Source organism: Bradyrhizobium sp. CB3481 (assembly GCF_029714305.1).
Classification (GTDB): Bacteria; Pseudomonadota; Alphaproteobacteria; order Rhizobiales; family Xanthobacteraceae; genus Bradyrhizobium.
This window is the reverse complement of the sequence record NZ_CP121647.1, coordinates 1,489,805-1,511,115: the sequence shown is the minus strand read 5'-3', so window position 1 is coordinate 1,511,115 and position 21,311 is coordinate 1,489,805. Positions and strand designations below refer to the sequence as shown.

Genomic DNA, 21,311 nt, shown 5'->3' with positions numbered 1-21,311 from the left:
GCCGCTTGATGCGCTCAGGAATCGCTCACGCCGGATGCGGGTCGCGCACGGCCGCACCGCGCAGCAGCTTTCCAATCTCCGGCTTGCAGGCACCGCAATTGGTGCCGGCCTTCAGACAGCGGCCGATATCCTCGACGCTCGCCGCACCCTTGCGGATTTCAGCCGATATCTGATGCTGCCCGACGCCGAAGCAAGAGCACACGATCTGCCCGACGTCCTGGCCGGCGTCCAGCGGCTGTCCTGTCAGCAGCGACATCCGCGCATTCGGCGACAAGGCTGGTTCCGCAAACAAGCCTGTCAGCCATGACCGCGAGACAAGCTTGTGGTCGGGGGCGATGAACACGCAGCCCTCCAGCCGGCCGTCGCGAACGGCGGCGTAACGGAAGCGGCCGGCTTTGGGATCGCGATAGGCGATCCACTCGATGTCGTCATCTCCCACGCGGAGCTGTGCCCGCGCCCAATCGCGCCAACTCGGCTCGCGCACATCGAAGGCCAGCTCCATGCGCCAGCACGTCCCCGAGAGACCGCTAACCCAATAGCCTGCGGCAGGACGTTCGATCTCCTGGCGGCTGAGGATGAAGGCGTGCCATTTCGGCAAGTACGCTGCTGCTTTGACCGGCGTGTGCTTGGACTCAGGCTGTCCGGATATCGGATCGGTCGCCGGATTGACCAGCGCATTGACCCGGCCGTCGCCGGCATACTCGCCGTTCCAGTGCATCGGCACGAACACGCAGCCGCGGCGCTGATCGGCGGTGACGACGACGCGCGCCACCATCTCACCCCATGGGCTGGTCAGCCGCGCCAGCCCGCCGTTCTCGACGCCGGCCATCCGCGCATCGTCAGGATGGAATTCGGCATAAGGTTCGAAGATATGGGCAAGCAGCCGCGGCGATTTTCCAGTCCGCGTCATCGTATGCCACTGATCGCGGACCCGGCCGGTATTGAGCACCAAGGGATAGTCGCGGCTGGTCGCATTTATCGCGGCGCGCGGCGTCACCGGTACGAAACGGGCCTTGCGGTCGGGCGTGAAGAACTCGCGCGTCTCGAACATCCGCGGCGTGCCGGTCGGATATTCCCGCGTCACCGGCCATTGGATCGGGGTCAGCGCGTCATAGGCGCGATCGTCCAGCGTCTGCAGCGCGGAGAGATCGAAATCGCGCGTTCCGTCATTCTCGAAACTGGAAAGCCCGGCGTGCTCGCGAAAGATCGCAGCCGCGCTCGGATAGTCAAATCCGGGAAAGCCCATACGCTTCGCGACGTCGCAGACGACCTGCCAATCGGCCCTCGCCTCACCGGGCGCCGGCAGGAACCGACGTTGCCGCGAGATGCGGCGCTCGGAATTGGTGACGGTGCCGTCCTTTTCACCCCAGGTAAGCGCGGGCAGCAACACATGGGCATGTCGCGTGGTGTCGGTATGGCGCATGCAATCGGAGACGACGACGAGTTCGCAGGCGTCGAGCGCGCAGCGCACGCGATCGGCATCCGGCAGGCTGACCAGCGGATTGGTCGACATGATCCAAACCGCCTTGATGCGCCCATCGGCGATCGCGTCGAACATGTCGACGGCCTTGAGGCCCTGCTTGTCGGCGATGACAGGCGACTGCCAGAAGCGTTTGACGATATCGCGGTGCCCAGGATTCTCGATCTCCATGTGGGCGGCCAATTGATTGGCCAGCCCGCCGACTTCCCGCCCGCCCATCGCGTTGGGCTGCCCGGTCAGCGAGAACGGGCCCATGCCGGGCCGCCCGATCCGGCCGGTCAGCAGATGACAGTTGATGATCGAATTGACCTTATCAACGCCGCTGCTCGACTGGTTGATGCCCTGCGAATAGAGCGTGACGACCCGTTCGTTCCTGGCAAACCAGTCGAAGAACAGCGCCACCGCGCCCTCCGACAGGCCGCAGATCTCCGCAGTCTGCGCAACCGTCTGGCCGGCGACGTTCTGAAGCGCCGCCTCGGCGCCAGTAGTGCAGCCCTCCACGAATGCACGATCGATCGCGCCTTGCGACGCAAGATGCGCGAGCAGCCCGTTGAACAGCACGGAATCGCTGCCGGAACGAAGTGGCAGATGCAGGTCGGCGCCGTCACATGTCGCGGTTCGCCGGGGGTCGACGACGACGACGCGGCACGCCGGGTTATTGGCTTTGGCGGCCATCATGCGCTGATAGAGAATCGGATGGCACCAGGCGGCATTGGAGCCGACCAGGACCAGAAGATCGGCGGTTTCGAGATCCTCATAGCAGCCCGGGACGGTGTCGCTGCCGAACGCGCGCTTGTGGCCCGCCACGCTCGATGCCATGCAAAGCCGGGAATTGGTGTCGATATTGGCGGTGCCGATGAAGCCCTTGGCGAGCTTGTTGATGACGTAATAGTCCTCGGTCAGTATTTGGCCGGAGACGTAGAACGCCACCGCATCAGGGCCATGCTCGCGGATGATCCTGCCAAATCCCTCCGCGACATGATCGAGCGCGGCAGCCCAGCCCGCCTCCTGCCCATTGACGACAGGCGAGAGCAGCCGCCCCTCAAGGCCGACGGTCTCGGCGAGCGCCGAGCCCTTCCCGCACAGCTTTCCGAAATTGGCAGGATGAAGCGGATCGCCGCGGACGGTCACCGTGCCGGCAGCGTCCCTGTCAGCGATGACGCCGCAGCCGACGCCGCAATACGGACAGGTTGTCTTCACTGCCACGGGCGATCACCCTCACTCGGCAGGCACGGTCGCTGCCGCCTGGATGCCAAGCCAGACGATGCCATTCTCCACTTTGGTCGGGTGCGCGCGTGTGCATCCCTCATCGGGTGCAACCGCTGCACCGCTTCTGAGCTCGATGACGAAGTTATGCAGCGGACAGGTGACACGCTTGTTGTGGACGATGCCTTGCGACAACGGCCCGCCCTTGTGCGGGCAACGATCGTCAAGCGCGAAGACTTCGTCGTCGCTGGTCCGGAACACCGCGATGTCACCACCGGCAGTTCGCACCACGCGCGAGCCGAGAACCGGAATATCGTTCAGCGCCCCGATTTCGATCCATTTGGTCATGCCAGTTCCAGCTCCGCCAGCGGGGTGAATTCGTTGCGATCGACGCCGCGCTCGGCGCGCGCCGCCCAGGGATCGCTCTGCGAGAATTGCTGCGAATGGGCGAAGCGTCCGAACAGCGCCTTGCGGTTGGCGATGTCGTCGACCACCTGCTTGCGGATGGCGTCGAGACCGACCCGGTCGCACCATTTGTACATGCGCTCCAGATACCAGCCCTGCTCGCGATAGAGCTGTGTCAGCGCGGCGATGATTTCGAGCGTCTCTTCCTCGGTCGCCACCTTGGTCAGGAACTCGGTGCCCTTGATGTGAAGGCCCGCGGCGCCGGCAAAATGGATCTCGTAGCCGGAATCGACGCAGACGACGCCGACATCCTTGCAGGTCGCCTCCGCGCAATTGCGTGGACAGCCGGAGACCGCAAGTTTCACCTTAGCCGGCGTCCACGAGCCCCACATGAACTTTTCGAGCTTGACGCCGAGGCCGGTCGAATCCTGCGTGCCGAAGCGGCACCATTCCGAACCGACGCAGGTCTTCACCGTGCGCAGTCCCTTGGCATAGGCGTGGCCCGACACCATGCCGGCCTTGTTGAGGTCGGACCAGACCGCGGGCAGGTCCTCCTTCTTGACGCCGAGCAGGTCGATGCGCTGTCCGCCGGTCACCTTGACGGTTGGAATGTTGAACTTGTCGGCAACATCGGCGATGGCGCGCAGTTCGTCCGGCGTCGTGACGCCGCCCCACATCCGCGGCACCACCGAATAGGTTCCGTCCTTCTGGATGTTGGCATGGACGCGCTCGTTGATGTAGCGCGACTGCTGATCGTCGCGATATTCCCCCGGCCAGGTGGCGAGCAGATAGTAGTTCAGCGCGGGCCGGCAGGAGTGGCAGCCGTTCGGTGTCTTCCAGTCCATGAACTTCATGACATCGGGAATGGTCTTCAATCCGTTCTCGATGATGACGCGGCGGGCGTCGTCATGGCTGTGATCGGTGCAGGCGCACATCGGCTTGACCTTCGGGGCCGCCGAATAGTCGCCGCCGAGCGTGAAGGCGAGAACCTGCTCGACGAGGCCGGTACATGAGCCGCACGAGGACGACGCCTTGGTGTGGGCACGCACGTCGTCGATCGTGAACAGCTTCTTTTCGCTGATCGCCTTGACGATCGTCCCCTTGCAGACGCCGTTGCATCCGCAGATTTCTGTGTCGTCGCTCATCGCGGCGACCGAATTCTTGCCGCTATGGCCGCCATCGCCGAGATTGGCGGCGCCGAACACCAGCCGCTCGCGCATGTGCGAGACATCGGTGCCGTCGCGCAGATGCTGGAAGTACCAGGGGCCGTCGATGGTATCGCCATAGAGCACGGCACCGACGATCTTCTTGTCGCGCAGAATGATCCGCTTGTAGACGCCGCGGGAGGCGTCCTGCATCACGATCTCTTCCTTGTCCGCGCCCGGCGCGAAGTCGCCCGCGGAGAACAGGTCGATCCCGGTCACCTTCAGTTTGGTCGAAACGACCGAACCGTCATAGGTGGCAAAGCCCTTCATGGCGAGATGATTGGCGCAGACCTTGGCCTGGTCGAACAAGGGCGCCACGAGACCGTAGGTCTGGCGGCGGTGCTGCACGCATTCGCCGACGGCGTAGATCCGCCCGTCATAGGTCTGCATGGTGTCGGAGACAACGATGCCGCGCTCGCAATAGAGACCGGCCTTGCGCGCCAGCTCGACATTCGGACGGATGCCGACCGCCATCACGACAAGATCGGCGGGGATTTCCTCACCATCGGCGAAGCGAACGCCGGTGACGCGATCCGTGCCGAGGATCGCTTCCGTCTGCGCCGGCATCTTGAACACCATGCCGCGCTCTTCCAGCGACTTGCGCAAGAGCCCACCCGCGACCTGGTCGAGCTGGCGCTCCATCAGCGTATCGAGGAGGTGCACGACCGTGACGTTCATGCCCCGCTTCATCAGTCCGTTGGCGGCTTCGAGGCCAAGCAGGCCGCCGCCGATCACGACGGCATTCTTGTAGTTCGTCGACGCATGAACCATACGCTCGACGTCCTGAATGTCGCGGAAGCCGATGACACCTGGCAGGTCCTTGCCCGGCAGCGGCAGCATGATCGGGTTGGAGCCGGTCGCGATCAGGAGACGGTCGTAAGGGACCCGCGCGCCTTCCACGGTGACGACCTCGCAGGTGCGCCGATCGATCATCTCGATCATTTCGCCCTTGCGCAGCGTGATCCCATTATCCTCGTACCACTGCTCGGTGTTGAGCATGATATCGTTGACAGTCTTTTCGCCGGCGAGCACGGGCGACAGCAGGATGCGATTGTAGTTGCCGTATGGCTCGGAGCCGAACACGGTGATGTCGTAGAGATCGGGCGCACGTTCGAGCAGCACCTCGACCGTGCGAATGCCGGCCATGCCGTTGCCGATCACCACCAACTTTTGCTTAGTCACTTTATCGAGCATGCTCTCTGATCCAGGTTCCGACGGCCCCGGTCGGCGACGCAGCCCTGCATCGACGATCGGCAAACGATATTGGTTGATTGGGAGCGCCCATCGGCGGGCAGAGACTCGTCGGCTATGACGATCGAGTTCTCACGTATTCAAGACACGTGCCAACACGGGGTCCGTAGTTTTTCGGGCACCACGACCAACTTCGGCTGATGAAATCGCTGACTGGTTGCACCCGCGCGTGCACGAATGCACAAAAAATCACCCGTTCGGGCTATCCATTGTGCACAGCACCAATGCTTAACCACGATTGCGCGGCAACCTGCCCGGTAGACCGGCACAGCAGAGGAAACCGGCCTTTCAAGCGCGCATCCTCTGCACAGCATAATAAAACACCAATCTGCACGTTCGAGGGCTGTTTTTGCCAACAAACGGAGCAGCAACGGTATTCGCGGTGGCTTGTCCTTGGCCGGCAACGCTCTGCAAACGCTCACAAAGTGGTGCACTCGTCGTTGTGGCACACGAATTGCTGAAGTGAGAACGAGAGTACGCCTCAACGACGAGACGACTCGCTTCCCAACATTAAATTCCTGTGTGCCGCGATCGCCGCGCTTCCAGCGCGGCATCACGCGCCGATCTTCGAGGCTGCTTGATGAAGTTTGCTGAATTCAAGAAGGCCGGCCATTGGCCCACGCTGCTCGCCGCCTTTCTCTACTTCGACATAAGCTTCATGGCTTGGGTCGCGCTCGGCCCGTTGATCGTTTACATCGTGCGCGACATGAACCTTGCGGTGGACGAAAAGTTCACGCTCGTCGCCATTCCGGTTCTGGCCGGCGCGCTGCTCCGGGTGCCGATGGGCCTGCTCGCCGATCTGTTCGGCGCCAAGAAAACCGGAATCGTCGCGCAGCTCGTCGTCATCGCCGCGACGGCCTGGGTCTGCTATTTCGGACTTCCGAGCAAGCTCTCGATCGAGCTGTTCGGCTTGGCGCTCGGCATCGGCGGCGCCTCGTTCGCGGTGGCGTTGCCGCAGGCGAGCCGCTGGTATCCGCCGCAATATCAGGGCGTGGTGATGGGGATTGCCGGCGCCGGCAATATGGGGGTCGTGCTCGACACCATGTTCGCGCCGTCGATCGCCGAACATTGGGGATGGCAGGCCGTGTTCGGTGTGCTGCTGGTTCCGATGCTGTTGATCCTCGCCTATTACATCTACGCCGCGAAGGACGCACCCGGCGAGCGAAAGCCGGTTTCGCTAAAGGCCTACGGCACATTGCTGCGCGATCCCGACAGCCGCTGGTTCATGTTCTTCTACTTCATCACCTTCGGTGGGTTCGTCGGGCTCGCCAACGCGCTGCCGCTGTATTTCACCGTGCAGTATCACGTCTCCGGCGTCGCGGCGGGCCTCCTGGTTTCCCTGATCGTCATGTTCGGTTCGGGCTTCCGCCCGGTCGGCGGTCTGATCGCCGACCGCATCGGCGGCATCCGCTCGCTGTCGATGTTCTTCGGCGTCGTCGTGGCGGCGTATCTCGTCATCGCATTCATGCCGGAGGGACCGGCCGCGCCGGCACCGGCCGGCTGGGCGCTCACCGAGATGCCGAAGATCGCCTGGATGTCGGTGCTGTTGTTCTCGATCGGCGTGCTGGCGCTCGGCATGGGCAATGGCGCCGTGTTCCAGCTCATCCCGCTACGCTTCCGTCAGGAGATCGGCCTGATGACCGGCATGGTCGGCTGCGCCGGCGGCATCGGCGGTTTCTTCCTCGCCAAGACGCTCGGCCTTGCCAAGGGAATGACCGGCGGTTTCGGCGCCGGCTTCCTGTTTTTCGGCCTGCTGGCGTTGCTTGGTTTCATCGGACTTGCCATGGTCAAGGTGCGCTGGCGCACCACTTGGGGCGCCGCATCGGGAGCGCGGGTCTGAGGATCCGCGCTGCTAGTTCGAGGCCGCGCGGGTGACGATCGGTTCGCAACGTAATCTCGGGGTTCGCGTCGGCTTCGTCAGCGAGACCGGCAAGCGCTCCGCCAATGAGGATTACGTCGGTACCTGCCTCGGGCAATCCGGCCTGAACAACCGCGACATCGTCGCCGCCGTCGCCGACGGCGTCGGCGGGCACAAGGGCGGGCGCGAAGCCGCCGAGCTCGCGGTTCGCTGCTTCATCGACGCCTATTATTCCCTGCCCGAGACGCTCGGCGTGCGTCGCCGGGCATCGCGCTCGCTTGAAGCCGCCAATAGCTGGATCTACACGCAGGGCCGCACCGATCCCCGGCTCAGCGGCATGAGCTGCGCCTTCTCGTCGATCATCCTGTCGCGGCGGCTCTGCCACGTCATTCACATCGGTGACACCCGCGCCTATCGGTTGAGCGAGGGACGGCTGGAACGGTTGACCACGGATCACATCGCCGGACGCGGCGATCTCGCGCACCTGCTCAACCGCGCCATCGGCTTCGAAGATTTCGCCCGCTTCGATTATGCGACCGTCGGATTGCGGCAGCACGACAGGCTCCTGGTCTGCAGCGACGGCGTGCATGGCGTGCTCGCCGATCATCGGCTGCAGCTATTATTGAGCGAGCGCACCTCGCCGGAAGAATCCGCGCGCGCGCTTGTCGATGCGGCGCTCGATGCCGGCTCGACCGACAACATGACGGCCTTGGTGCTCGACGTCGTCGACCTGCCGCCCGCCGACCGTGACGAGCTCACTCACTCGATCGCCACGCTTCCGATCCTGGACCTGCCGGAAACGGACGATGTCATCGACGATTTCGCGCTCGGCGAGATATTGTCCGACGGACGCTACAGCCGGCTGTTCAAGGCGACCGACAAGCGGCAAGGCCGCGAAGTCGTGCTGAAATTTCCACATCCACGCGTTGCCAGCGAGGGCTCCTATCGCCTCGCCTTCGTCCGCGAAGCCTGGGTCGCGGCGCGCGTGCGCAGCCTGTGGATCGGCGAGATCGTCGAGCTGCCCGCCGAACGGCAGACCCGCCTCTATTCGGTGATGCCGCTTTACGAGGGCGAGACGCTGGAGCAGCGGCTCAACCGCTCGCCGCAGCTTTCGCTCGCCGAAGGCATCGGGATCGCGACCAAGCTGGCGCGCGCGGTGGCGACGCTGCACCGCGCCGGCATCATCCATCGCGACATCAAGCCCGATAACGTGATCCTGCTGAAGGGCGGCGGATTGCGGCTCGTCGACCTCGGCGTCGCCCGCGTGCCGCTGCTCGAGGATTTTCCGGCCGAGGATATTCCGGGGACGCCGAGCTACATGGCGCCGGAGCTGTTCGGCGGCCGGCCGGGTGATGAATTTTCCGATCTCTATGCACTCGGCGTCACCGTGTACCGGATGTTCACCGCCGCCTATCCCTATGGCGAGATCGAGCCGTTCTCGCGGCCCCGCTTCGGCAAGCCCGCCAACCTCGCGCGCTATCGTCCCGACCTGCCGGCCTGGCTGGACGCGGTGATCGGCAAGGCGCTGCACGTCGACCCTGCGCAGCGCTATGGCGATGTCATCGAATTTTCGCACGAGCTCGAGAACGGCGCGACATGGGCGAAACCAGCCGTCACGTCGCGGCGCTCGCTCTATGAGCGCGATCCGCTCGTGTTCTGGAAAAGCCTGTCCGCAAGCCTCGTCGTGCTGGTCATCCTGCTTCTCGCATGGATCGTAAAAAGTTAGCCCGACGCTCACAGCGAAGCGTCGGGCCATACCAGGCGAACGAAGCACGTATTGCTTCGCAGTCTGATCACACCCCGGTCTGGGTGATGAACTTGGTGTTGAAATAGCCTTCCATCGCCTCGGTGCCACCTTCCGAGCCGTAGCCGGAATCCTTGACGCCGCCGAACGGCACTTCGGGCAGCGCGAGACCAAAGCTGTTGATCGAGACCATGCCGGCTTCGATCGCAGCGCCGATCGCGGTCGCGGTCTTGGTCGAGCTGGTGAAGGCGTAGGACGCAAGGCCGAACGGCAGGCGGTTGGCTTCTTCCGCCACCTCGTCGAAGGTCGAGAAGCGCGAAATCAGCGCCAGCGGTCCGAACGGCTCCTCGTTCATGGCGCGGGCATCCTTCGGCACGTCGCTGACGACGGTCGGCTCGAAGAAGTAGCCTTTGTTGCCGACGCGGTGACCGCCGGTCTCGAGCTTGGCGCCCTTGCCGACGGCGTCCTGCACCATGCCTTCGATCGCGGTGACGCGGCGCGGATTGGCGAGCGAGCCCATCTTCGAGTCCGGATCGAGGCCGTTACCGACCTTCATCGACTTGGCGCCCTCGACGAACTTGTCGACGAACTCACGGAACACATCGTCCTGCACCAGCATGCGGGTCGGCGAGATGCAGACCTGGCCGGCATTGCGATACTTCGCGGCCGCCAGGATCTTCGCCGCCGAGGTAACGTCGGCGTCCTTGAACACGATCGCCGGTGCGTGACCGCCGAGCTCCATGGTGGCGCGCTTCATGTGCAGGCCGGCCAGTGCGGAGAGCTGCTTGCCGATGATGGTGGAGCCGGTGAAGGAAATCTTGCGGATCACAGGATGCGGAATGAGATATTCCGAAATCTCCGACGGCACACCGTAGACCAGATTGATGACGCCGTCGGGCACGCCCGCATCGGCGAACGCCTTGATCAGTTGCGCGGGCGATGCCGGGGTTTCCTCAGGCGCCTTGACGATGATCGAGCAGCCGGCCGCAAGGCCCGCGGAGAGCTTGCGGACCACCTGGTTGATCGGGAAATTCCAGGGCGTGAAGGCAGCGACCGGGCCGACCGGCTCCTTGACCGCGATCTGGTAAATGCCGGGGCCGCGGGCCGGGATCACCCTGCCATAGGCGCGCTTGGCTTCTTCTGCGAACCACTCGATGACGTCGGCCGCCGCCATCGCCTCCATCTTGGCTTCGGCCAGCGTCTTGCCCTGCTCCATGGTCAGGAGCGGCGCTATCTCGTCATTGCGCTCGCGCATGATTTGGGCCGCCTTGCGCATGATCCGGCAGCGGTCGAACGGCGCCACCGCACGCCAGGCCTTGAAACCCTTGGCGGCCGCTTCCAGCGCCTCGTCGAGATCGGCGCGGTCGGCATGGGCCACTGTGCCGATTGTTTCCTCGGTCGCCGGGTTGAGCACGGCAATCGTCCTGCCCGACTGGCTCGGACGCCATTTGCCGTTGATGAAGAGTTGAGTGTTCGAATATGCCACGAGACTTTCTCCCTGAGCTTATTGATCGCCAAAATGGCGCGCGGCGGAAATTCAGGCGCTATATGATGGAAGCCCTATCAAATTGCAAAGCCGATTCAGTGGGGTGCGCCCGCGCGAGCGGCGCATAGCGCCTCCGCGGCCCGCGTCATTTCCTCACCCAGATAGCTCCGGAACCGGGGCTGGCTGGTCAGCGTCGCAAAATCCGGCTGCCGGGTCACGCCGCCATCGGCCACCAGCAGATATTGCTCGGCGATCTCGGCCAGAATTTCCAGGTGCCATGCCGCGGTCGGATGCAGGCACAGCACCACTAGCCGCCCCTCGCCCCGCAGCTTGCGGAAAAAATCGAGCATGAAGCCGATATACCCGTCCTGCAGATTGAACTGCGGCTCGTCGAACAGATGCACCATCGGTACGGCCGTCGGCGATCTTTCGAGCAGCACGGATGGCACGAGCTTGCGAAACCGGCGGACCTGATAGGACTGGTGATAATGGATCGCCAGCCGGTCGCGTTCGCGGTACTTCACCCGATGAATGTCGGTGCCGGCGACGTAGGCCCGGCCGGATGACGGCGCGTTGGAGCCGGTCATCATCTCAAATAGCGTGGTCTTGCCGGCCCCGTTCGGTCCAACCACCCCAATGATCGCGGGCCGGTCGATCACGAGGTCAACCTCGAGGGTGAATGTCGGGCGCCGGACCACCCGCCCGCGCGTGTAGACCTTTCTGATACGATCGAGGACAAGCAACGGCGTCATCAGTGAACTCCGAGCAGGCGCTGGCGGAGTTCGCGGTCATCGCGCAGCGCGGCCGCCTCACCACTCCACGCAATCCGGCCGCGGTCAATGACAGCCGCCTGGTCGGCCACCGACAACGCGATTTCGGCATTCTGCTCGACCACGAGCGACGCCACTCCTTCATCCCGCAATCTGCGTATCGTCGCCAACACGTCACCGACTATCTTGGGTGCGAGGCCCTGGCTGGGCTCGTCGAACAGGATCAACCCGGGCGCTCCGACCAGTGCGCGGGCGATCGCCACCATCTGCATCTCGCCGCCGGAGAGATTTTCGCACTCGCGCTCCATCAGATATTCGAGCGGCGAGAAAATCTCGCAGGTTTCCTTGATCGTCCAACTGCGGAAACGCGTGCGCTTCTGCGCGATGCCGAGATTGCGGGCGACCGACAGCGTCGGACACAGCCGACGATCGTCCGGCACCCAGCCGACACCGGCACGGGCGATTTCGTGCGTCGCATGGTGAGTGACATCGCTGCCGTCGAACCTGACCACGCCGCGCCGCGGCCGCGTCAATCCCAGGATGGAGCGCAGCATCGTCGTCTTGCCCGCGCCGTTGGGGCCGAGCAGGGCGAAGACCTTGCCGCGCTCGACGGCCAGCGATGCGCCGAACAATGCCTGTGTCTCACCGTAGAACGTATCGACAGCCTCAACTTCGAGAATCATGCGAACCGTCCGAGATTCGAGCGCCTGACCCATTCGTTCTGCTGCAGCTCCCGCGGCGCGCCGCGCGCGACCACCTGCCCCCAATGGATCACGGAAATACGGTCCGCCAGCGAGAACAGGAATTCCATGTCGTGTTCGATTGCCACGATCGTGAGCTTGCGCTTGAGCTGGCTGACCAGCTGGCCGAGCCGCTGCACGCCATCGGTGCCGAGCCCGGATGTCGGCTCGTCCAGGCACAGCACGCGCGGGCCCTGCCCGAGCGCAACGGCGATTTCGAGCGCGCGGCGATCGCCATAGGAGAGATCCCTGGCGCGAACGTCAGCCTTGTCGGCAAGGCCGACCATCGCGAGAATGTCTGACGCCTGCTCGGAAAGGTCACGATCCGCTGCAGCCGCGCGGCACATGTCAAAGCCGCGGGCGCGAAAACCGGGCAGGCCCGTCATGATGTTCTCGCGGGCGCTGAAATCATCGAATAGCGTCATGATCTGAAAAGAGCGGGCGACGCCCTTGTCGGCGATGCGGTGCGGGCTGAGGCCGGTGACGTCCTCGCCGGCGAGCCGGATCGAACCGCGGCTCGGCTTGACGCGGCCGGTAAGCACGTTGAAGAACGTGGTCTTGCCGGCACCGTTCGGCCCCATCAGACCGTGGAACTCCCCCTCCGGCACCGCAAGATCGATGCTTTCCAGCACGACGCGGTCGCCGAAACGGACGTGGACTCCCTCGACCTCGATCAGCGCCATCGCCCAACTCCGAATAACACACGCAACGCCGAACTGCCCTGCTGCCGCGCCAGATGCAGTGACCTGTTCTGCCAGATAGCGGCAATGGCTCCGGCGACACCTTCAGGCCAGAACAGCACGACGGCCATGAAAAGCAGACCGAAATACAGCATCCATGCGTTGGTTAGCGCACCGATCACGTCGCGCGCCGTCAGGAACAGGAAGACGCCGACCACCGGCCCCCAAAAGCTGACGAGACCGCCGCCGACCAGCGTCATCATCACCACATAGCCCGATTGATGCAGGCTCATGACATCAGGAAACGCCGCGAGTTGCGCCATCGCGAACAGCCCACCGGCAAACCCCGATATGGCGGCCGACAGCGTGAAGATCGAGGCCTTGTAGAGCCAGACATTGTAGCCGAGATGCGCCGCCCGCGTTTCGCTCTGCTTGATCGCCGCAATCACGCGGCCATAGGGCGAATGCACCAGCCGCCACATCGCAATGGCCGCAACGCCGAACACGATGAGAACGAAATAGTAGAACGCGACATTGCTGGAGAGATCGAACGATGCAAACCCGAGATCGGCCGGCAGCCGCGCGATCTTCAACAGCCCGTCCTCGCCGCCGGTGACCTTGTGCGACTTGATCGCGACCGTCCAGAAGATCTGACCGAACGCGATCGTCATGAAGGCATAGTAGATGCCGCGCCGGTGCGAGATGAACAGCGCCACCAGCGCACCGGCGAGCCCGGCGACGGCGAACGCAGCCGCCATGCAGACCCATAGGTTGGCGGCGACGTTGAACTGACAGAGGCCGAAAGCGTAGGCGCCGATTCCGAAGTAGGCGCCATGGCCGAACGACGGCAGGCCGGCCATTCCAAGCACAAGATTGAATGCCAGGGCGTAGATCGACCAGATCAGGATTTCGATGCCGAGATAGGGATAAAGGCCGGCATGCGCGATCCAGAGCGGCACCGTCAACAACGCCAGGAACAGCACCAGCATGGTGGGCGTAATCAGCCGAATGGAATCCGATTGGTGTGTCGCGATCATCTTTAGGCCTCAAGCACGCTCTTCTTGCCCCAGAGGCCCCTCGTCCTGAAGGTTACGACCGCGACCAGCAGCACATACATCGACAGCAGCGACCATTCGGACGCATAGGCGCCGCAGAGACCGACAGCGAGACCGACCAGCAGCCCGGCCACCACAGCGCCCCAGAAGCTGCCGACCCCGCCGAGCACGATAACCAGGAACGCCGGAATAACGGCATCGACGCCCATATGCGGACGGATACCCCAGATCGGGGCCACGATGATGCCGGCGATTGCCGCGAGCATGGTGCCGAAGAAGAAGACCAACAGCCGCAGCCGCGTCAGGTTGATCCCGAGTGCGCGCACGATCTCGCTGTCATGCGCGCCGGCCTTGACGGTCGCGCCAAACGGCGTCTTCTCGATCAGCAGCCAGACCAGTCCGATGATGACGGCCGCAATGCTTGCGGCATAGAAGCGGTAGGTCGACCAGATCAGATCGCCGAACAGGAAACCGCCATTGATCGCCTGCGGCACCTGCAGGACGTAATCACGCGTGCCCCAGGTCAGGCGGATCGTCTCCTCGATCACCATCGCCGCGCCGAACGTCAGCAGAAGGCCGTACATCGGATCCTTGCCATAGGTCCGCCGCATGCAGAACTCGATCGCGATCCCGACAAGGCCCGCCGCCAAGGGTGCGAGGATCAGCGTCGCGGCGTAGCGCCAGTCTAGCGGCAGCGCGAGCCAGGCAGTCGTGATGCCGGGCGGCAACGGCGGACGCGGCCCCAATAGCTGCATGGCAAAGTAGGCGCCGAGCGCGAACAGCGAGCCATGCGCCAGGTTGATCTGCTCCATCAGGCCGACGATCAGCATGAAGCCGAGCGCAATCAGCGCGAACAACAGGCCAAGCGTGAGGCCGTTGAGAACATGAGGAAGAAGATCGAACAAGATCGCTCTCGTGGCTGGATTGCAAGGCAGCGGGCGCAGCCGCGTCCGCTGCTGGTTTATTGAGGCCGGAAGATCAGGAATCCACGGTCGGAACCTGCTCGTAGGGAACGAGCTTGCACTTGGCGGCGGCATCGGTATCGGCGACCGCCTTGGGCTCGGTCCAGCTGATGATCTCGTAGAGATCGGTGCTGTCGGACGGCTTGGCGTTTCGCCGCGCTAGATAGATCGTCTGCTGCATCTGATGGGTCACCGGATCCATGTAGGCATCGAAGTGCTGCATGCGGTCGGCCGCCGACACCTTGAGGTTTTCAAGCTCCTTGATGATCTTGACGTTGTTGGTCGAGCCAGCCCGCGCGATCGCGCGCAGTAGTTCGCGCGTCGCCATGTAGCCGTTGTAGGAGACGTTGCCGGGTACCGGTATCGACCCCTCCTTGTTGGCGGCCTGCCATTTCTTCACGAATTCGGGGACACCGGGTAGCGCCAGCTTGTGATACCAGGTGGTGCCGAACACACCGAACAGGCTGTTGGGCGCGCCCCAGACATCGGGCCAGTCCTGCTGGTTGTTGATCCAGGCCGGCTTGCCGTCGAGCTTGAGCTGGGCGACCTGCTCGCGCAGCGCCTTGATATCGTCGCCGCCAATCGCGGTTGCGACCACATCGGGTTTCGCCTGCTGGATCTTCAGCAGATAGGCGGTGAAGTCGCGGGTGTTCTGCGGCACCAGCAGGTTATCGATGATTTTGCCGCCGGCCGCTTCGACCTGCGTCTTTGTCGCCGCCGACGTGGTGTGGCCCCACACATAGTCGTTGGTGAGCAGCATCCAGTTCTTGCCGATCGAATTGACGGCGTTCTGCACCGAGGCCTTGGAGAAATTGGTGCCGTTGCCGTCCCAGACGAACTTGATGCGCGAACAGTTTTCGCCGGCCTCGCTGGGCGCCGAGGAATTGGTGTTGAGGTAGATGACGCCGTTCTTGGCGGCGACCTGGGTAATGGCGTTGGCGACGCCCGAATGCACCGCGCCGATCAGGATCGTGCAGTCCTCCCGCGTGATGAAGCGTTCGGCGATGCGGCTGCCGGTGGCCGGCGTCGTTTCGGTATCGGCCGTGATCCAAGTGATCTTGCGGCCGAGCACCCCGCCCTTGGCGTTGGCTTCATCGATGGCCATCTGGATGCCGCGCAGGTCGTCCTGCCCGCTGTTGCCGTATTGACCGCTGGCGTCGCAGGTCAGGCCAAGCTTGATCGGCTTGGTGCCTTGCGCCCAGACCCGGTTTTCCTTCCACGGCCCGAAATAGCTCGCCGTGCCGGCCAAGGCACTCGCCATCAGGCTGCCCTGCAAAACGCTTCGCCGCGAGATCTCACGCTTTTTCATGGCTTCCTCCCGAGCAGATCGTTTTCTTGTTGCGGCATTTAGAATGAACGTTCTATTCTTACCTGTAAAGTGGAATATTTGAACCAGTCGGCGGAATGGCCGAGATGGGATAAAGCTGGCGCATGAACAAGCCTGCCGACACCGCGATGACGTATGATGAGCTGCGCGGCGCGATCGCCCAGCGGCATCGCGCGCTGTCGGGCCGGCTGCAGCAGATCGCCGAGTTCGTGCTGGATCACCCGATCGACGTGGCATTGGGCACCGTGGCGGAGATCGCCGAACGATCCGGCGTGCCACCGTCGGCGATCGTTCGCTTCGCCCACGCCTTGGGGTTTGGCGGCTTCACCCAGATGCAGCAAGTGTTTCGAACCCGCCTCGTGGCCGGCGTGGCGCCGAGCTACAAGGCGCGGCTGGCGCGCATGAAGAGCGAGGAGAAATCGGTCCTCGGCCGCAAGCCCGGCGCGGTGCTGGGGCGCTTCGTCGCCGAAGCCCAATCAAGCCTGGTGACGTTGAGCCAATCGGCTCATGAGCGCCAGCTCGAGGCGGCCATCATGATACTGGCCAAGGCGCGCGACATCTATTTGCTGGGACTCGGCGGCTCGTTTCCGGTTGCGACCCATCTGGCCTATGTGCTGCGAAAGCTTGGGCGCCGCGTGGTATTGCTGGACGGCACCGGGGGCAGCATCCATGAGCAATCCCATCCGGCGACGTCCGAGGACGCCTTGGTCGCGATCAGCTTCCGCAACTATTACCCGGACACCGCGCGACTATTCCCGGAGCTGGTGGCGCGCAATGTGCCGGCGATATCGATCACGGACAGCCTCTTGAGCCCGATCGTCGAGGGTGCGTCGGTTGTCTTCGAGATTCAGGACATGCCCGAGCCGGCCTTGCGCACGCTGGTCGCGCCAATGTGCCTGGTGCAGGCGCTCGCGATCGGCCTCGATCTCGCCGCCGACTGAGAACTTACGCAAATCTGGAGAACATCATCATGGCACAACACGACGCGCGGGCGCTGCAGGGCAAGGTTGCGCTGGTGACCGGCGCGGGACGCGGGCTCGGCCGCGCTTTCGCCGAACGGCTGGCGGCGATGGGCGCCGATGTCGCGATACATGGCATGCGCGAACATGGACCGGCGGAGTATGGCGAGGGATCGACGTTGACGGCCGTCGCTGAACAGGTCGCGGCTGATCATGGCGTGCGCACCATCCGCGTGCTTGGCGACCTCACAAATGGCGCCGATATCGCGCGCGTGGTCGAGACGACAACGAGGGGACTGGGCCCGATCGACATCCTCGTCCACAATGCCGGCGGCGACATCGCGGCCAGGGGCGGCAAGCCCGATCCCAACGACGCCGTCAATATCCGCGAAGAAGACGTGCGCGCCGTACTCGACCGCAACCTGCTCTCGACCATCCTGACCTGCCAGGCGGTCGCCAAGGAGATGATGGTGCGCCGTCAGGGCCGCATCGTCACCATCGGCTCGGTCGCGGCGTTCAAGGGCCGCACCAACGGTTCGATCTATGCGGTGGCGAAAGCCGGCATGACGCATTACACGCGCTGCCTCGCCGATCAGCTCCGCGCCTACGACATCACCGTGAACTGCATCGCACCGGGCGACACCCGCACCGGCCGCTTCATGGGCACGCGCGCGGTCGACCAGAACCGGATGGCCGTATCAGGCACGCTCGACCGCATCGCCACCGTCGACGAAGTCGCGCGTGTCGTGGAGGTGTTCGCAGGTCCCTGGGGCGCATTCGTCTCCGGGCAGGTGCTGCGGGTCGACGGTGGCGGACAGTGCTGGGCGGCGTGAGGCCAGCCCTGCATCCCCTCGCTGCTCATCTCAGATAGCGTTTCTCGTTGATCTTCATCTGATCCATGTCCTGCAAGCGGAAGATCTCTTCGACCGAGACGATCTTCTTGTCGACATTCTGGATACCGCCGTCCCTCAGGATGGCCGCGAACACATCCTTCATCGCCGTGACGGCGGCGCGGATCGCGTGGTTGCCGTAGATTACCATCTTGATCTTTCCCAGCGCGCGGATGCGTTCCGCCGTCATCTCGGGATAGGCAGTCGGGACGATGACGATCGGCACCCTGCCCTTCCATGCGCGCACAAAGCTTTCCACCTCGTCAGGCGCCTTTTGCTTGGAGTGGATCAGGATCATGTCCGCGCCGGCCTCCTCATAGGCGGCGGCGCGTTTCAGCGCTTCGTCCTGCCCCAATCCCGCGATCAGCGCTTCATCCCGCGCGATCACCAGGAATCCGGCATCGGCCCGCGTCTGACACGCGGCTTCGATCTTGCCCTGGAACTCCTCGATCCGCAGCAGGTCCTGACGGCCGTCGGCGACCAGACTGGTCACCTTCGGAAACGACTTGTCCTCGATGACGATAGCAGCGGCGCCGGCGCGTTCGTAACTCTGGACAGCATGGATCACGTTGATGGCGTTGCCGAAGCCGGTATCGATGTCGGCAACGATAGGCAGGTTCACCCGGTCGGCCACCGCGCGCATCATCTCGAGATGCTGCGTCATCGAAACCAGACTGACATCGGCGAGGCCGTAGAGCGCCGAGAGCTCGAAGCCCGAGGCCCAGATGCCGTCGAAGCCGGCCTCCTCGGCGAGCCGCGCCGAGAGCGGACTATGCGCCGCCATGATGTGGACCAGGCCGGAATCGGCCATCTTGTCCCTCAGCAGACGTCCTTTGCCGCTCATGCTTTCGTTTCCCCCTGAATTCGGCGCGAGGTGATGCCGTGACAAACCGAGCCCCATAGGTCGGCTACCGACGATAAACCCTATTCACCCGTGATACGCAAACAGCTCGATCGGTTCGCTAAAGCCCCGCACCGGATGCTCGCCGACGCGTTCGAGATCGAAATCGCCCTGGACCTGGTCGGCGAATGCGCGGGATAGCAGCACCTTTCTGCCCAATTGCTTGGTCAGGGCTTCGAGACGCGAGGCCATATTGACGGCAGGACCGATGACGGTGAAATCGAGCCGGGTGCGCGAACCGATATTGCCGTACATGACGTCGCCGATGTGGACACCGATGCCGTAATCCAGCGGGGCACGGCCGGTTGCACCATTGTTTTCGCTGAGGGCAGCCAAGGCGTCACGGGCTTCGGCAACGGCATGCAGCAGATTTGCGCAGGCCGACGGCTGGGTGAGCGGGAAAATGGCGAGCAGGCCGTCGCCGATGAATTTCAATATTTCCCCGCCATGCTTCGCGATCGGCTCCGACAGTGCATCAAAATAGCTGTTCAGGAGATCGATGACGTCGTCGCGCGGCCAGTTATCGGAGATTTTGGTGAAGTCGCGCAGATCGCAGATCATGATGGCGGCGCGCACCGTCGTTCCGCTGCCGCGCCTGGTGGCACCGGCCAGCACCATTTCACCGGCATGTGATCCGACATAGGTCTCCAGCAACGTTCGCGCCAGCCGGTTCTTGACGCGGATCTCGCTGACCAGCGCCAGAAGCGGCACCAGCTTTTGTAAACGCGCGAGATGCGCGTCGTCGAAGCCGCCGGGGTGGTCGGTCGCAAAGGTCACGAGGTGCCGCTTGCCGAGCGTATGGTACAGCGGCCATGCAACGTAATCCGTCAACCCCTTGGCCCGCATCTCGTCATAGATCGCGTGCTTGCGGCCGAGCGATGGATCGCGTTCGAGCTTTTCGCGCACCTCTGCAGCGCCCTCATGAATTTCGTTTGCTGGACTGCCGATATATTCCGAGCGCCCCCTGACGTCGTAATCAACTCTGGCAATCTCGGCTTCGCGCATTCCGTCGGCCCATACCATCCGGGCGCCAAGCCATTGCGGATGGTGGATCAGGAAATGAAGCGTCGCCCGCTTGACCGGAATGCCTGCCCGCTGAAGCCTGATGCACAACTCAGCAAAGATATTGTCGATGAAGCGTTCCTCGCGCGTGCCATTCGTCAGCCAGTGCACGATGTCGTCGTCGGAATATGCGGGGGCAGGATCGACGTTTGGCAGCGGGTTCATGTCTTGCTCTCAGGGGTAGAGTGGATCGCCATGCACCATATGTGGTGTCCGGCTGCCTGTTGCAAACGCCCCTGCGCTGTAGCGGACATGACCGGCGCACTGGCTGCATAGGCGAAGATGCCCAATCAGCTTGCCCGGCGGCGAAACCAGCATAAGATTGCAGAAAAGAACAACGGCAGGGAGGCGATAATTGGCGAAACAGTTGATCGCTGCGGCTGTGCTCTTGGCGATGGCCGGAATAAACGGCGCTTGGGCCGAAGACTATCCCACAAGAACGGCGACAATTATCGTTCCATTCGCCGCCGGCGGACCGGCCGACATCACAGGGCGGATCGTCGCTGACATCCTCTCCCGTTATCTCGGTCAGAGATTCGTGGTGGAGAACGTCGTGGGCGCCGGCGGCACGACGGGAACAATACGCGCTGCCCGGGCGCCGGCGGATGGATATACGATCCTGTCCGGCCATCTCGGCACCAATGCGCTGGCGCCGGCGTTCTATCCAAACCTCGGCTACGATCCGCAAAGGGATTTTGAACCGATTGGATTGACCGCCGAATATCCGGAATTGCTGGTCGTCCGGAAGGATTTTCCTGCCAACAACCTCAAGGAATTTGTTGCCTACGCAAAGGCTAACCCGGAAAAGCTCAATGTCGGGCATGCCGGGCTCGGCTCGGTCTCCTATATCGGCTGTCTGCTGCTTCATTCGGCGATCGGCATCAAGCCAACGATGGTTCCCTTCACCGGGACCGCCCCGGTGCTCAATGCCATGCTGGCGGGGCAGGTCGACTATGAGTGCGATCCCGTGCTGGGAACGTTGGGCCAAATACAGGCAGGAAACGTCAAGGCGCTGGCGATCGCCTCCCGAAAGCGCAGTCCCTTGCTGCCCGACGTGCCGACTTCCCACGAGCAGGGCCTGCCCCAATTCGACATGGCGCCGTTCTACGGCGTGTTCGTGCCAACCGGCACGCCGCAGGCGATCGTCGACAAGCTCGCGGACGCGCTGAGCAAGGGACTAAACGAGGAAGCTGTACAAAAGCGGCTGGCAGACCTTGGCGCCGAAAGCATGGAGCAAAGCCGCCGCGGACCAAAAGCCCTAGCCGATCTCGTCAAAAGCGAAGCCGCGCGGCTGCTGCCGATCTTAAAGGCCGCCGGGGAAAAATAGAAC

General features: G+C 63.5%; 17 protein-coding genes. 5 read left to right on the top strand and 12 right to left on the bottom strand.

Features of this window, described 5'->3' with window-relative positions; genetic code table 11:
• Window positions 1–25: 25 nt before the first annotated feature.
• From QA643_RS07270 to nirB, 3 genes are read right to left on the bottom strand one after another with little or no spacing between them, the layout of a single operon-like run.
• Entirely contained in the window at window positions 26–2,686 is a 2,661-nt protein-coding gene (locus QA643_RS07270) for a nitrate reductase (RefSeq protein ID WP_283032509.1), read from the bottom strand.
• A gap of 12 nt (window positions 2,687–2,698) precedes the next feature.
• The gene (gene nirD, locus QA643_RS07265; protein ID WP_283032508.1) at window positions 2,699–3,034 is read right to left on the bottom strand and encodes a nitrite reductase small subunit NirD; all 336 of its coding nucleotides are present in this window, start codon (window positions 3,032–3,034) and stop codon (window positions 2,699–2,701) included.
• The gene (gene nirB, locus QA643_RS07260; RefSeq protein ID WP_283032507.1) at window positions 3,031–5,490 is read right to left on the bottom strand and encodes a nitrite reductase large subunit NirB; all 2,460 of its coding nucleotides are present in this window, start codon (window positions 5,488–5,490) and stop codon (window positions 3,031–3,033) included. The genes nirD and nirB overlap by 4 nt, the downstream gene beginning before the upstream one ends.
• A 637-nt stretch (window positions 5,491–6,127) precedes the next feature.
• Here nirB and QA643_RS07255 point away from each other — a divergent pair.
• A complete protein-coding gene (locus QA643_RS07255; RefSeq protein ID WP_283032506.1) occupies window positions 6,128–7,387 on the top strand; it encodes an MFS transporter in 1,260 nt (419 codons plus the stop codon).
• A gap of 31 nt (window positions 7,388–7,418) precedes the next feature.
• Entirely contained in the window at window positions 7,419–9,131 is a 1,713-nt protein-coding gene (locus QA643_RS07250; protein ID WP_283032505.1) for a bifunctional protein-serine/threonine kinase/phosphatase, read from the top strand.
• A 67-nt stretch (window positions 9,132–9,198) separates the two neighbouring features.
• On the opposite strand, the gene QA643_RS07245 is transcribed toward QA643_RS07250, so the two are convergent.
• The 7 genes from QA643_RS07245 to QA643_RS07215 all read right to left on the bottom strand — a co-directional run bounded on the left by QA643_RS07245 (window position 9,199) and on the right by QA643_RS07215 (window position 16,151).
• Window positions 9,199–10,635, bottom strand: coding sequence for an NAD-dependent succinate-semialdehyde dehydrogenase (locus tag QA643_RS07245; protein ID WP_283032504.1), 1,437 nt, complete (start codon window positions 10,633–10,635; stop codon window positions 9,199–9,201).
• Window positions 10,636–10,730: 95 nt separating this feature from the next.
• Window positions 10,731–11,387, bottom strand: coding sequence for an ATP-binding cassette domain-containing protein (locus QA643_RS07240; RefSeq protein ID WP_283032503.1), 657 nt, complete (start codon window positions 11,385–11,387; stop codon window positions 10,731–10,733).
• The gene (locus tag QA643_RS07235; RefSeq protein WP_283032502.1) at window positions 11,387–12,037 is read right to left on the bottom strand and encodes an ABC transporter ATP-binding protein; all 651 of its coding nucleotides are present in this window, start codon (window positions 12,035–12,037) and stop codon (window positions 11,387–11,389) included. Before QA643_RS07235 ends, QA643_RS07240 begins: the two co-directional genes overlap by 1 nt.
• Window positions 12,038–12,084: 47 nt before the next feature.
• Window positions 12,085–12,828: an ABC transporter ATP-binding protein gene (locus QA643_RS07230; protein ID WP_283032501.1), complete on the bottom strand. Its 744-nt coding sequence runs from the start codon at window positions 12,826–12,828 to the stop codon at window positions 12,085–12,087.
• Entirely contained in the window at window positions 12,819–13,862 is a 1,044-nt protein-coding gene (locus tag QA643_RS07225; protein ID WP_283032500.1) for a branched-chain amino acid ABC transporter permease, read from the bottom strand. The genes QA643_RS07230 and QA643_RS07225 overlap by 10 nt, the downstream gene beginning before the upstream one ends.
• Window positions 13,863–13,864: 2 nt before the next feature.
• Complete coding sequence (locus QA643_RS07220) at window positions 13,865–14,785, bottom strand: branched-chain amino acid ABC transporter permease (protein WP_283032499.1); 921 nt, start codon at window positions 14,783–14,785, stop codon at window positions 13,865–13,867.
• 73 nt (window positions 14,786–14,858) lie between these two features.
• Complete coding sequence (locus QA643_RS07215; protein ID WP_283032498.1) at window positions 14,859–16,151, bottom strand: ABC transporter substrate-binding protein; 1,293 nt, start codon at window positions 16,149–16,151, stop codon at window positions 14,859–14,861.
• 122 nt (window positions 16,152–16,273) lie between these two features.
• Here QA643_RS07215 and QA643_RS07210 point away from each other — a divergent pair, with 122 nt between their 5' ends.
• Both QA643_RS07210 and QA643_RS07205 read left to right on the top strand, forming a co-directional pair.
• Window positions 16,274–17,110 carry a MurR/RpiR family transcriptional regulator gene (locus QA643_RS07210; protein WP_283032497.1) on the top strand — a complete coding sequence of 279 codons (837 nt, stop codon included), beginning with the start codon at window positions 16,274–16,276 and terminating at the stop codon, window positions 17,108–17,110.
• 29 nt (window positions 17,111–17,139) lie between these two features.
• Entirely contained in the window at window positions 17,140–17,961 is an 822-nt protein-coding gene (locus tag QA643_RS07205; protein ID WP_283032496.1) for an SDR family NAD(P)-dependent oxidoreductase, read from the top strand.
• Between the two features lie 25 nt (window positions 17,962–17,986).
• Here the strand turns inward: QA643_RS07205 and QA643_RS07200 are convergent, their stop codons facing one another.
• Both QA643_RS07200 and QA643_RS07195 read right to left on the bottom strand, forming a co-directional pair.
• The gene (locus QA643_RS07200) at window positions 17,987–18,862 is read right to left on the bottom strand and encodes a phosphonopyruvate hydrolase (protein WP_283032495.1); all 876 of its coding nucleotides are present in this window, start codon (window positions 18,860–18,862) and stop codon (window positions 17,987–17,989) included.
• 84 nt (window positions 18,863–18,946) lie between these two features.
• Window positions 18,947–20,146: an adenylate/guanylate cyclase domain-containing protein gene (locus tag QA643_RS07195; protein WP_283032494.1), complete on the bottom strand. Its 1,200-nt coding sequence runs from the start codon at window positions 20,144–20,146 to the stop codon at window positions 18,947–18,949.
• Between the two features lie 190 nt (window positions 20,147–20,336).
• Here QA643_RS07195 and QA643_RS07190 point away from each other — a divergent pair, with 190 nt between their 5' ends.
• Complete coding sequence (locus tag QA643_RS07190) at window positions 20,337–21,308, top strand: tripartite tricarboxylate transporter substrate-binding protein (RefSeq protein ID WP_283032493.1); 972 nt, start codon at window positions 20,337–20,339, stop codon at window positions 21,306–21,308.
• Window positions 21,309–21,311 lie beyond the last annotated feature (3 nt).

What these genes read in the sequence shown, in the direction of transcription:
- QA643_RS07200 (WP_283032495.1), bottom strand. Translation starts at nt 18,862, where the DNA reads ATGAGCGGCAAAGGACGTCTGCTGAGGGACAAGATGGCCGATTCCGGC.
- QA643_RS07215 (WP_283032498.1), bottom strand. Translation starts at nt 16,151, where the DNA reads ATGAAAAAGCGTGAGATCTCGCGGCGAAGCGTTTTGCAGGGCAGCCTG.
- QA643_RS07195 (WP_283032494.1), bottom strand. Translation starts at nt 20,146, where the DNA reads ATGAACCCGCTGCCAAACGTCGATCCTGCCCCCGCATATTCCGACGAC.
- QA643_RS07205 (WP_283032496.1), top strand. Translation starts at nt 17,140, where the DNA reads ATGGCACAACACGACGCGCGGGCGCTGCAGGGCAAGGTTGCGCTGGTG.
- QA643_RS07240 (WP_283032503.1), bottom strand. Translation starts at nt 11,387, where the DNA reads ATGACGCCGTTGCTTGTCCTCGATCGTATCAGAAAGGTCTACACGCGC.
- nirB (WP_283032507.1), bottom strand. Translation starts at nt 5,490, where the DNA reads ATGCTCGATAAAGTGACTAAGCAAAAGTTGGTGGTGATCGGCAACGGC.
- QA643_RS07230 (WP_283032501.1), bottom strand. Translation starts at nt 12,828, where the DNA reads ATGGCGCTGATCGAGGTCGAGGGAGTCCACGTCCGTTTCGGCGACCGC.
- QA643_RS07255 (WP_283032506.1), top strand. Translation starts at nt 6,128, where the DNA reads ATGAAGTTTGCTGAATTCAAGAAGGCCGGCCATTGGCCCACGCTGCTC.
- nirD (WP_283032508.1), bottom strand. Translation starts at nt 3,034, where the DNA reads ATGACCAAATGGATCGAAATCGGGGCGCTGAACGATATTCCGGTTCTC.
- QA643_RS07210 (WP_283032497.1), top strand. Translation starts at nt 16,274, where the DNA reads ATGAACAAGCCTGCCGACACCGCGATGACGTATGATGAGCTGCGCGGC.
- QA643_RS07225 (WP_283032500.1), bottom strand. Translation starts at nt 13,862, where the DNA reads ATGATCGCGACACACCAATCGGATTCCATTCGGCTGATTACGCCCACC.